This window comes from Leptothoe kymatousa TAU-MAC 1615 (genome assembly GCF_018739865.1).
Lineage (GTDB): Bacteria > Cyanobacteriota > Cyanobacteriia > Phormidesmidales > Phormidesmidaceae > Leptothoe > Leptothoe kymatousa.
In genome coordinates this window covers 1,161,500-1,174,233 of the sequence record NZ_JADOER010000004.1, presented here as the reverse complement: position 1 = coordinate 1,174,233, position 12,734 = coordinate 1,161,500, and the positions used below count along the sequence as shown (strand labels likewise).

The following is a 12,734-nucleotide window of genomic DNA, read 5'->3' as shown; positions in this document are numbered from 1 at the left end:
TTTAAAGGATTGTCCAGGGCAACCTAGGATACTTCATAAAATTTTATTTTAAGAAAATAGAGACAAACAGGCATATTCACCTGTTATCGCACGATATCCATAACAGGTCATATGCCATCTATCTCTTAGAAAATATACCGATGACTAACTCGTCGCAGTTTCATGACACACAGGGTTATCCCCCCATTAGCTTGCAACCCAGCACCGAGGAACTACAGCATCTAAGTCCATCGGAGCGGTTACTTCAAGGCATTGCAACCGCCAATAATTATTTATTAACTGTTAGCGATTACGAACAGTCGATCAATACGGCCCTCGCCGCATTAGGTACCGCAACTCAAGTTGATCGAATTTATATTTTTGAAACCCATGAGCACCCAACCGCCCGTGCCCCGGCCATGAGCCAACGGTGGGAATGGGTGGCCGATGGCGTCGTCCCGGAAATTGACAATCCAGACTTGCAGAATTTGCTATACCGCGACTTTTTTCCCCGATGGTACGAGGAACTTTCTGCGGGCAGACCTGTTGTTGGGTTAGTGCAAGACTTTCCAGAGTCAGAACGCAGTATTCTAGAGCCCCAAGGAATCCTATCTATCCTAATTGCCCCTATCCTAATTCGACAACACTTTTGGGGCTTTGTCGGATTTGACCAATGCAAAACCCATCACCAGTGGACAGCCACAGAAATTTCTAGCCTTTGGGCCATTGCCGGTAGCATTGGCGGTGCCTTTGCCCGACACAAAGCCGAAGCCGACTTACAACAACTCAACCAACAGCTTGAGCAGCGTATTCAGACAAGAACCCAAGAACTACAACTAGCCAAAGAACGGGCCGACAGTGCTAGCCATGCCAAAAGCGAGTTTTTGGCCAATATCAGCCACGAGCTAAGAACGCCACTCAACGGTATTTTGGGCTACGCCCAAATTTTACAAGCCCAAAAAGAACGTCCCGAGAAGGATCGCAAAAGCATCAACACCATTGCCCAATGCGGCCAGCACCTCTTAACACTCATTAACGATATTTTAGACATCTCGAAAATTGAAGCGCGAAAACTGGAGCTGAATACTAAGCCCTTTCATTTCCCATCATTCCTCCAGGGCGTCGTAGAAATTTGTCGCATTCGAGCAGAGCAAAAAAAGCTCCAGCTTATATTTGAAACGCCCGATACATTACCCCCGGGGATCGTGGCTGATGAAAAGCGGCTACGCCAGGTTTTACTCAATTTGATTGGCAACGCCATTAAATTTACTGAAATCGGTAGGGTCATCCTAAAGGTAACGTCTACCCTGACCAAGGATAAGAGTGCGGCCACATCGCTTCATTTTGAGATCATAGACACCGGGATTGGGATTGCCCCCGATAACCTGGAGAAAATATTTCTGCCCTTTGAACAAGCCGAGAAGACAAAACACAGAATTGAGGGAACCGGTTTAGGATTATCCATCAGTCAGAGGATCCTAGAACTGATGGGAAGCCAGATCCAAGTAGAGAGCACCCCAGAGGTAGGTAGCCGATTCAAGTTTGATATCACTTGTCCCCTGGCAAAGGACTGGATGCACACAGACTTACAACAGCTAGGACGGTTAAGTGGATATGAGGGGCAACGTCGAAAAGTTTTAGTTGTCGACGACCGTTGGGAAAATCGGGCGGTCATTGTTAACCTTTTAGAACCCATGGGCTTCGAACTGCTAGAAGCCGAAGATGGTGAGGATGGGTTCAACAAAGCAACAGCGTTTTGCCCAGATCTGGTGATTACCGACCTGTTGATGCCTAACGTAAATGGCCATGAATTACTTCAGCAAATACACCAGTTAACCGCGTTAAAATCAGTACCTGTCATTGCCTCATCCGCCCACATATCAGGTTTAGACCAACAAGAATGTATATCAGCAGGATTTCTTAGTTTTTTACCCAAACCTGTTCAAGCCCAGGAACTCTTCAAGCTAATTCAGCAAGCCCTAGACCTCACCTGGCGTTATGAAACAGAGACTGAAAACACCCTTGCCACCGATGCAGCTGGCGAGATGGTTGTGCCATCGCCAACAGAACTACTATCACTGCATGAATCGGCGGAAAAGGGCTACATTTCAGATATTCAAGCGGAAGCCGAACGTCTTAAGCAGCGGAATCCGCAGTACACATTATTTGCTAATCGGCTGCTAGAACTGGCCGACGAATTTGACGATGAAGCCATTATCCAGCTGCTAGAAGCCCATATAAGGTAGCGGGGCGTTTTGAGATCAACATGCTTGATCACACACCACCATCGGCCTTTAGGACATATCATTCCTAGTTGAAATCATTAGATTGGCTGCGATTCAACACATCCATCAACTTATTTTGATATATTTATTCATATACCGTCCAGATTACGCATACCCTGATTTTTTTGGGTACCCTTTAAAACAAATAACCATGGTAATTGTCAGGGCATCTCTGGATATCGCTAAATCATGTTGAGCACCCAGAAAAATGAGATTCTAATTGTAGATGATATTCCCACTAATATTAAGCTACTGCATGACGTTTTACAGACCGAAAACTATAAGGTTTCCATTGCCAAAAGTGGCAAAAGTGCCTTCAAAAAGCTCAACAAGATTGTCCCCGATCTAATTTTGTTGGACATCATGATGCCGGAGATGAACGGATTTGATGTGTGTGAAATACTCAAACAGAACACTCGAACCGAGCATATTCCTATTATCTTTATGACCGCCCTAACCGATGAGGTTAATAAGGTAAAAGGTCTCAGCAGTGGTGCCGTTGACTATATTACTAAACCCATTCATACCGAAGAGGTTTTAGCTCGTATCAAGGTACATTTGGCACTACGAAAAACACAGCAGAAATTACAAAATGAAATTGCTGAGAGAAAACAAACAGCGAACGAATTATCCCAAACACTCGATGAGCTAAAGAGAACCCAAACTCAACTGGTACATAATGAGAAAATGTCGAGCCTGGGTCGACTGGTAGCCGGCATCGCCCACGAAATCAATAATCCTGTTAATTTTATCCATGGCAATCTGCAACATGCTGAATGCTATGTGGAAGATTTATTAGGGCTTGTATCGCTCTATCAAAAACATATTCTCAACCCGCCAAAAGAGATTTTAGACAAAATGGAGTCCATTGATCTGGCCTATCTTGAGAAAGATCTGGTTAAGATTTTAACGTCCATGAGCATTGGCACCAGTCGCATTTGTGAGATTGTCTCTTATTTGCGGATTTTCTCGCGACTGGATGAAGCCCAGATCAAACCGACGAATATCCATGAAGGAATAGATAGCACCCTGAATGTCTTGGACAATCGCCTACAGCGCAACAACGACTATCCCAACATCCGGGTTGTGAAAGATTATCGCCCCATCCCCGCGATTGAATGTTATCCAGGACAACTCAACCAGGTATTTATGCATCTGTTGAGCAATGCCATTGAGGCGATTAACGAGCGAGATACCCACCGCAGTTTGTCTGCGGCCAATGCAGACCCGGGGATGGTCATGATTTCCACGGCGGTGCGGGACGATCGCTTTATGATGCGGGTTATGGATAATGGAACGGGTATTCCGGAAAATGTGCGATCGCACATTTTCGATCCATTTTTCACCACCAAGGATGTCGGCCAGGGCACGGGCATGGGGCTGGCCATCTGCTACAAAATCATTGCCGAAACCCACCGAGGCAAGATCTGGTGCGAGCCCAATCCAGACGAACCGGGCACCCAATTTTTCCTTGAAATTCCCCTTTCCCTCAACTAGGGCAACGCCAAAGAAAAAACTATCTCCCAGAAGAATAAAAGATATAAATATCTACCCCCCAGCAAGCATCAACATCCGCTACCATGCAAGGATCTCAGCAATGCTCTAGTTAGCCCACATCTACCCGTATCGTTTGGAGGACTCATGGGGACTTGGATTAAGGAAACCGACAAAGCCATTTATCTAATGGACGGTGCCTATTACCTTCAGAAAATAGATAAAACGGCCCACACGGGCCAGGTGGAGGGTGAAACTTTTTTTAGAACTGGGCAGCTAAAAACCTGGCTCAATAGCAAAGAACCCCCAGGATTTTTCCTAGTCTCCGTAGGCACAGGGGTCAGCGAACCCCAGCCCCTGCCGCCGCCGCCCGCCCCGCCCCTCAGCCAGGGAATCACCATCACCAAAAGCCCCAGTCAGGTCAAAATTTACCAGCCCTATCAGGTGGCGGGCACTGCCAGTACATCCCTAGTGGGCAAAACCGTAGAACTTTACATCGACAACAGTTCCAGCCCCGCCGCAAAAACCACCATCAATGACAACCAACAGTGGCTGGTCCAGTCTGTCTTTATTGCGGTGCCTAAACCCCAGGTGCGTAACCTCAAAGTGGTTGCAGGAGACGCCAGCGATGTTGCCACCCTCACCCTCACCCCTTACATCGAAGACCATCCCGGTGGGACAAAACTCAACCTAGGGGGCAGCGTCGGTTCCGGAGGGAGCAACCGCGCCAGCGATGTCAGAAAAGTACAGGAACGTTTGATTGCCCTAGGGTATACGTTTGCCAACAAAAACTACGAAACCTTTGTTCAGACTATTCGGCTGTTCCAGTCCATCATTTCCGGTAGAACCGCCGTTAGGGGAGTCGATGGCCGCATCGATGTGAACGGTCGCACCCAGCGGTTTTTAGAAGCCGCTAACGCGCCCCAATGGATGCTCATGCCCAGCCGAGGGGTGGGATTTTACAACCTCGAAGTGATCGATCAGCCCTGGGATAAACACGACTACGGCATCGACTGGATGAGTAATGTGATTAAAGCCGCCGGCATTCACTATGAACTGGCCTATCGCAAAAATCGCGAGGGCATTGCCCCCATTGCCGTGAACGATGTCAGTCTGCCCCAAGGCGGCGATACCATCGACCATGCTGGCCATGAAACAGGCAACGCTGGCGACCTGGCCCTGCCAAGGCTAGACGGAGATTTTGGCGGCATTACCTGGAGCGATCGGCGGTACGACCGGCCCGCCACCAAGGCCGTGCTGGAAGCCCTAAGGGCTCAGCCCTGGGTGAATAAAAGCACGCTGTACTTTAATGACCCGGTGTTAATCAATCAAAGGCTTTGCAGTCGAGCCGCTGGCCACGATAACCACATTCACTTTGAAGTGATGGTGCCCCCCACCCCGTAGAGCCGGGCTATAGCCAGGTGGTCCACAATCCGTAGCCGACGCTGAGGCTAAGAAACAATAGGCTCGGCGTTAGCCAGGTGGCGACGGCCTCAGAAAAGTGGTGAATCTGGTGGCAGCCACTGTAAAGGGTTAAAAATGTGTGGTGCATCGCAATACATAGCAGAAACAGCCATAGCCACGGAATCACTAACACCACAGGGCTGATCAGCACAAAGATACCCATGGGCAGCAGGGTGGCACCGGCAATAAAGGTGTCGCTGGCCCAGCTGCCGTGGCGCCGTAGCCACAGTCGAGAGGCCGCTAGGGTAATAATTAGACTTAAAAATACGGCACAGCCCGATAGCCACAGCCCGGCCAGGGCAACGCCATCGCTGGCATTGGCCGCAAATCGCAGCACATAGCCCCCCAAGGTAAAGCCCCCCAGACCAAAGGCGGCCAAAATGCAGCCCATGTGGAGCACCTGGCGCTGGGTGAGCCGACTGTAGAGCGCCGTAAGTTCCTCGGCGGGGTTGCCCAACAAGCCAAACAGCAATCGGTTGGCCTGCTCCCATAGGTGCCAACGGTGCATCACCCGCGACCGGGTCTTGAGCTTAAAGCGGCGATGTTTGCGGAGGGCGTGAATGCGATCGCAGCTGCGGTGGTAGCCCTCTAAATTCCCCTGGGCCTGATAGTGCATAGACGCCGTCTGGAAGTCATTGGCCGCCTGGTTCCACTCCTGCACATCCTCATAGGCCACCCCCCGCTGAAAATAAGCATCGGGATCGTCAGGCTCCTGGGCAATGGCTGCCGAAAATGCCGCCAGGGCACTCTCGGTGTAGCCCAGGCGATAACGCGCCAGCCCTAAATAATAGTGGGTTTGGGACAATTTTTTAGGAAAGTGCAGCAGCCGTTGACAGTCCGCCAGCACCCCAGCATCGTCGTTGAGCACATAGCGCACCTGGGCCCGCCGCAAATAGGCCTCCGCCAACTCCGGCTGGAGTTCAATCGCCCGATCAAAATCTGCCAGGGCCGTTTTATACTGCCGCTCCAGCGCATGTTGAATCCCCCGCAAATAAAAGTCATGGGCCGTTTGGGGACGGGTTTCGTTATAGCCGGTTGTGCCCGTACGGTCATAGAGCTGCCGCTGGACCCGATCGGTCAAAACCTCATAGGCTTCGTGCAGCGCTCGAAATTTTTCCAGGGCTCGAGGGTCGTTGGGATTTAAGTCAGGATGATAGCGCCGAGCCAGGCGGCGAAATGCCGCTTTGATTTCTGCTTGACTCGCATCAGGGGATACCTGTAACCGCTCATAGTAATCATCAGCAGTGGCCATAAACAACCCAACCAGTAGGACAGTAGAGAAACTATGCTTACGAATGTCCTTATTGTAGTCATTTCTCCATGGGCTAAAAATGCCCATGGGCTCCCATCACCACAGAGGTGATGGCTCATCAGCCTGGTTAGAGAGCCAGCCCCAGAATGGGAGCGCCTGACCATCGGGACGCTTCTCATAGCAAACTTGAGTCCGGCAACGGCGAACTCTGTTGCATTATTCACCTTAAAGCCAATCAGTCAGTAGATTCGCTTACTTTTTTAAATCCTGACATATCCCCCCAATTAATGAGGACAAGAGGTATTCCTCGGCAGAGTGATCACGGTTCTAAGGAATTGAGGCACACTGGACTGTAGAGAGTAAAAGATCAGGGTGGCAAGTCCTCAAAATTCATCAAAATACTTTTGAGCCGCACCTGATAGATTCAACCTCTACCTTAACAACGGCAAACTTCAGTCTACATTCTATGGTTACCCCTCCGGCAGCAAACGGCTCTTTTCCTAACCCGGCCACAAGCCTTGACCATCTTCTCCAAAACCGTCAGCAGGCCGCTCAGGTTTTGAGCCAAATTGCGATCGCCATGGACCGCGCCGAAACCCATGAGCAATCGGGGCAACTGGGATTAACCCGCCATATCCGCACCCTCCAAAGCACGGCCCAACAGCTCGAGCAGGGCACCTATCGCATCGTTGTGCTCGGAGAAATGAAACGGGGTAAAAGTACCCTCATTAATGCCCTATTGGGAGAGGCCTTACTGCCCAGTGATGTCAATCCCTGCACCGCCCTGATCAGTTTGGTTCGCCATGGGCTAGAACGGCAAGTCACCCTCCATTACAACAACGACCACCCCCCTGCGACCATTGACTTTGAAACATTCAAAACCAAGTACACCATCTCTCCCGACGAAGCCCGCCAGCTAGACACTAATGCCTTTCCCGACATTAGCCACGTGGTGATTGAATGTCCGTCGCCCCTACTGGCATCGGGGCTAGAAATTGTTGATACCCCAGGTTTAAACGACACCGAAACCCGCAATCAACAGGTGTTGACCTATTTGAACGAGGCCCAGGCCGTGGTATTTGTCATGGATGCCATGCAGCCCATCACCCTAGATGAGCGGCGCTACCTGCGCAACCACATCCAAAGCCGCGATCTAGAATGTTTTTATGTCATCAATGGCTGGGATCGAATTCGGGGCAGCCTGGTAAATCCAGACGATGCCACAGCACTGCAACAGGCCGAAAATCGACAGCGACAGGTATTTAGCCAAAGTTTACCGACAGATACCGCCTGGTTCGAAATTTCAGCCCTCACCGCCCTGCGTCAACAGCGCAAACAGGGCTCTTTCGCAGGCAGTGGTGTGGACACATTTATGGGGGCATTGGACGCCTTCCTCACCCAGCAGCGGGGTCAAGCTGAGCTCAAGCGCGCCGCCCAGCTAGCCCACCGAGCCTATAGCGCGGTGCAAGAAACCGTAGCCCGACGCATTCCCCTATTAGATGAAGATCTGGGCGAACTCCAGCAGCGATTAACATCGGTGGAAAGTGAATTTGGCAAACTAGAAAAGATTCGCGACAACTATCGACAACTAATTCGGGGACGCTGCGACCTCACCGCTAAAGCCATCGCCGATTCGTTTAAAACCTATATCCTCAACCTAGAAACCACCTTCGAAACCGATTTTGTAGCGTCCCAACCCGATCTTGACTTCCTCAGTTTTCTCGACGAAAACCAGCGCGACGATTTTTACAAAGAGTTTAAGCGCGCCTTCGAACGCTACATCAACGATCGGCTGGCCGCCTGGGAATTTACCGCCAAACAGAAAATTGGCCAAGCCTTCGACGAACTCAACGAAAGTGCCGCCGAATACCAGGTAGCCTACGCAGAAGTGGTAGAAGTTATCCACGAAAAAATCATGGGCAGAAAATTCTATGCCCCCAGCACCGATGCACCAGAAGACGCCCGCCCCTGGATCGACAACATTCGCGACCTCTTTGATGAGATTCCCGACACCCTCAATGACGCGGTTCAACCCTTCAACCATTTTTGGCAGTCTGTTTTACAAATGGCCGTCAGCTATGTGTGTATCGTCATTGCCCTCCAGATTTTAGGCCTGCTGTTTAGCAGCTTGTTCTTAAATATTGTGGGGGTCATTGCCGCCGGGGGTGGAATTTTAGCAGCCCAAGCAGAATTTGTTCGCCAAGAGTTTATTAAAGCCACCCGCAAAGAGTTTGCCAAACATCTGCCCCAAATTGCAGCAGACCAATGGCAGCCCATTTATAAAGCAGTCAAAGACTGTTTCAACACCTACGAAGAACGCGCGATTGAGCGCATTAGCGGCGATATTGCGGCCCGACGTCTAGAACTTAGCAGCCTCATAGAAAAGAAACAGCAAAACGAAATCAATCGAGAACAGAGCATCGAACAGCTTAAGACCCTAGAAGAAAATATCCAAACAGGTCTAGCCCGTTTACAAACAATGATCTGATTGCAGAATGGTGATCTGGGGGCTGAATCAAGCACAGCCGCCGCGGCACGCCCCACGGCACGCCCTAGGATTCTATTGGCGCGGCCTGTTTTGGAAGCGCTCCATTTTGCTGCTGTACCAGGGCATTCACATCCAACCGCAACAGCGTGCGCTGACCGGCCTGTTCCTCCAGCAGCCCCACATGGCTAATGGCAGAACTTTGGAACCGTTCTCCGCCTAAGGCAACTGGTTTTAATGTCACCGGAGACAATTCAATCAGGTCAGGGGTCTGCTCGAGGGGAATTCCCCACAGACCTGATTGAGTCCTTAAAACGACTAAGAAACCGTAGGTGGCCGCCGCACTGCTATTTATGTCCAAGAGCCGATGTAGGTTCAACAGCTGCACCGTATGGGGGCCCAACTGCACCATGCCTAAATCCACCATGCCACCCTGGCTAGGAGAAGGACAGTTTACAATTTTCAAAATCTCCGTCACTGGTAACACATACCAGTAGCTGGCAACCTGGAAAATAATATATTTCTCTGGCTCACGCTGACTCTTCATGCTCACATATCTCTCACTATAGGCCGGACCGGCGGTGCTGCCCCTCGGAATTGTTTTATGGTTCATGGGCCCCCCCCAGCGCCGCTGACAGCTTGGCCAGCAGCTGGGGTGCCAAATAGGGTTTGGTTAAATAGTCCGTAGCCCCCAGTTCCTTAGCCAAGGTTTTATGCTTAGCGCCAGCTCGGGACGTGAGCATAATTGTTGGGATGGCATTCAGTTCAGGCGTTCCCTGACGCACCTTGAGAAAATCAAACCCGTTCATTCCCGGCATCTCGAGATCGCACAGAATGGCATCCACCTGAATTTTTTGTAGCTGCTGGAGCGCCTCTGAACCATCCTTTGCCTGAATCACCCCATACTCAGCTTTCTGCAACGTATCCGCCAGGGTATTGCGCACCGTAATCGAATCATCAACAATTAGAATTGTCTTCTGGGCTGAGGCCACCACTGGCGGTTGGATGGTATCGCCAGGGACATTAAAGATATCTAACACAGCCTGGGAGAGGTTGGACAAAATCTCCTGGACTAGTAGGGTGCCGTCTAAAACCAGGGTAAATTTACCATCTGGCAATGTGCTACAGCCGTACACATAGGCAGGGATGGCCACCACCTTGCCCAGGGGATGAATGGCCAGTTCCTGCTCATCGTGCAAATAGTCGACTTCCAATCCCACAAACTGCCCTTCGTTACGGATCAGAATAATGGGATTTAGGGCTGTAGTTTTGTCAGGGACAACAGCCTGGGGGGACGGGGGATAGTTGGCCCGATAGTTCAGCACATCGGTTAAGGCGATGACCGGGACAAGGCGGTCTTGGTCTTCAAACCGCCAACTCAAAAATTTGACCCGCTCACGGGTGCTAATTTGCTTGGCCGTTGGCATCAAAATCTGCTGCACCGTGTCCGTCATCAACCCATAGTATTTATCCCCTGACTGGCACAGCAGCAACTTGGAAATCGTTAAATTGATCGGGATCTTCAGGGTAAAACAGGTGCCCTGACGAGGTTGGGAGGCAACGTTGACATGCCCCCCTAAAGCTTCTATTTGCGATCGCACCGCATTTAACCCCATGCCTCGCCCCGAGAGATCATCAATGTGACCGGCGGTGGAAAATCCCGGTGCAAAAATCAGCTCGCCCATCTCTTCCATGGACAATTCCGTGGCCTTTTGGGGTGAAATCAAACGATTTTCCAGGGCTGTTTTACCAATCGCTTCCAGATCGAGGCCACCGCCATCATCTATCACCTTAATGACCAAGTAGCGCCCCTGCTGGCTGGCCTCAATCCGAATCGCCCCCACCTCCGGTTTATGGCGCTGTTGGCGGATTTCAGGAGACTCAATCCCATGGGAAAACACATTGCGCATCAAGTGTAGTAGGGGATCATAAAGCTTGTCGGCAATCGCCTTATCAATGCGTACGTTAGCCCCCTCAATCGCCAGTTCGACCGCTTTTCTATATTGCCCCGACAGCCGCGCCACCACTGGCTCAAATCGTTGTAGCAATGGCCCTAGGGGTTGCATGCGAATATCCAACAATCGATGTCGTAGCCCATCGACAAAGCGCTGTTGTTTTGCCAATAGCTGTTGACTGTGGCGCACAAACAGTTCAACCGCTTCAAAACTCTCCTGCTGCTGAATCATATTTTCCAACACAGGCTGCATCAACAGTTGAAATTCGTTGTATTGCTCAAACTCCAGGGTGTCAAACTGGTAGGCAGACACCCCAGACCGCTGACCGTGGAGTGTTTGCGCTAGCGCATCTTGAATCGTCCGTCGCTGTAACTCATACAAATATTTTTGCTGTTGCTGGAGGCGCCCTGATAGCGCCTTGAGGCCCACGGACAGCTGATCGTGGTATAGGGCCTGGCGATTTTGCTGGGTCAATAGCTCACCAACCATATAGTTGAGCTGATCGAGATGTTCAACCGATACCCGCAGGGTGGGAAGATTGTGGGGGTGAACAACTTTGTTCCCCCCCAGGGTTTCTAGACCGGCCACCGGAGGCAGTTCTTGGGAAACTCCCGTCTGGGATTCAGCCCCCTCAGTGTAAGCTTCAGATACCTCAGCCTGGGATTCAGACACCTCAGTCTGAGCTTCAGACACCTCCACCTGAGCTTTAGTCACATCAGGCTCCGCCACCGAAGGCGGCACAACGACTCGCTGATTAGCCGCTACAGATGGGGGCACAGCCGTAATATGAGGCACTGGCACCGAAATCGGCTTAATGGCAGGGGGGGACGGCAAACTCTCCCCCGGGCTAGGGGAAGACTCTTTCCCATGGAGGAGTTCGGGGGTTCTGGGAATCGGTCGAGTGAGAAATTGCCATAATTTTCCCACCCGATTGGGTTTATCCTCTGGCTGTTGATAAACCAGGGTAGACTTGTTCACCGCCGGCGGGGCAGCGGCCTGCCGCAGTGTTTGCAGCACAGACCCTGGTGCGCCCCCCTGGGTGCGATCGCCCTTGAGCACCTGGGCCTGCCCCGCCCGATAGTCCGCCAGGGCCGCCTGGGCAATGTCAACCACCTGGCCAGGGTGAAGCTCTAGGGACGCTTGTGTGGCTTGGGCAATGTCACCAAAGCCTGGCAAACCGAGGGACTCGGCTAAGCCAAAAAAGATCTCGGCCTGGGCCTGGAGAAAGGGTAGCAACGTATCTGGTTTGGGGTGCTGCAGTAGCTTGTCTAAATCATCGAGCCTTTCGGCCACGCCCATTTCAAAAATGGACTGGGTCATGTCAAACCCGAGTTCAGTTGACGTTGGCAAATAGCCATCATTACCAAACTGATCGCCTAAATTTTCCTGGAATTGAGCAACAATACCAGCCATCCGATCTAAGATGGCCGACTCATCCAGGGGACTATTGGTAAACTGTGCTGACAACAGCAGTTGCAAACAGGCATAGGCATCAAAAATCAGCCCTTCCACCACCACTGACAACGAAGCACCTGGCACACACAGTGCCTTAAAGGCATCTTCAAGGGAGTGGGTGGTGGTTTTAATGGCATCTAAACCAACGCTGGCCGCCGCCCCCTTAAGGGTATGGGCAATGCGCATCAGCGTGTGAACTTTTTGCACATCAAAGTCCTGACGCAGAGTTTGTAGCTCATTGTCCATTTGCTGAAGGAGTTCAGACGCTTCCTGTAAAAAATAGGGGGGGACGGGCTGGGGTGGCACGGGCTCAGAGATCATGGGTGAGGCTTAAACAGATGGTTAAAGGAGAGAGTGCCGTTAGG

General features: G+C 51.1%; 7 protein-coding genes. 4 read left to right on the top strand and 3 right to left on the bottom strand.

Annotated elements, in window-relative coordinates:
- Nucleotides 1-140: 140 nt before the first annotated feature.
- The 3 genes from IXB28_RS07250 (at nucleotide 141) to IXB28_RS07240 (ending at nucleotide 5,162) form a co-directional block, all read left to right on the top strand.
- On the top strand, nucleotides 141-2,225 hold the full coding sequence (locus IXB28_RS07250; protein WP_215617854.1) for a GAF domain-containing hybrid sensor histidine kinase/response regulator: 2,085 nt from the start codon (nucleotides 141-143) through the stop codon (nucleotides 2,223-2,225).
- 228 nt (nucleotides 2,226-2,453) lie between these two features.
- On the top strand, nucleotides 2,454-3,761 hold the full coding sequence (locus tag IXB28_RS07245) for a hybrid sensor histidine kinase/response regulator (protein ID WP_215617853.1): 1,308 nt from the start codon (nucleotides 2,454-2,456) through the stop codon (nucleotides 3,759-3,761).
- A 144-nt stretch (nucleotides 3,762-3,905) separates the two neighbouring features.
- Complete coding sequence (locus tag IXB28_RS07240) at nucleotides 3,906-5,162, top strand: hypothetical protein (protein ID WP_215617852.1); 1,257 nt, start codon at nucleotides 3,906-3,908, stop codon at nucleotides 5,160-5,162.
- A 7-nt stretch (nucleotides 5,163-5,169) separates the two neighbouring features.
- Here IXB28_RS07240 and IXB28_RS07235 read toward each other — a convergent pair whose 3' ends face one another.
- Nucleotides 5,170-6,474 carry a DnaJ domain-containing protein gene (locus IXB28_RS07235; RefSeq protein ID WP_215617851.1) on the bottom strand — a complete coding sequence of 435 codons (1,305 nt, stop codon included), beginning with the start codon at nucleotides 6,472-6,474 and terminating at the stop codon, nucleotides 5,170-5,172.
- A gap of 466 nt (nucleotides 6,475-6,940) precedes the next feature.
- Between IXB28_RS07235 and IXB28_RS07230 the strand changes: the two genes are divergently transcribed.
- On the top strand, nucleotides 6,941-8,962 hold the full coding sequence (locus IXB28_RS07230; protein ID WP_215617850.1) for a dynamin family protein: 2,022 nt from the start codon (nucleotides 6,941-6,943) through the stop codon (nucleotides 8,960-8,962).
- 64 nt (nucleotides 8,963-9,026) lie between these two features.
- Here the strand turns inward: IXB28_RS07230 and IXB28_RS07225 are convergent, their stop codons facing one another.
- Both IXB28_RS07225 and IXB28_RS07220 read right to left on the bottom strand, forming a co-directional pair.
- Nucleotides 9,027-9,572, bottom strand: a complete 546-nt coding sequence (locus IXB28_RS07225) for a chemotaxis protein CheW (RefSeq protein WP_215617849.1) — start codon at nucleotides 9,570-9,572, stop codon at nucleotides 9,027-9,029.
- Entirely contained in the window at nucleotides 9,562-12,690 is a 3,129-nt protein-coding gene (locus IXB28_RS07220) for a hybrid sensor histidine kinase/response regulator (RefSeq protein WP_215617848.1), read from the bottom strand. The genes IXB28_RS07225 and IXB28_RS07220 overlap by 11 nt, the downstream gene beginning before the upstream one ends.
- Between the last annotated feature and the right edge of the window lie 44 nt (nucleotides 12,691-12,734).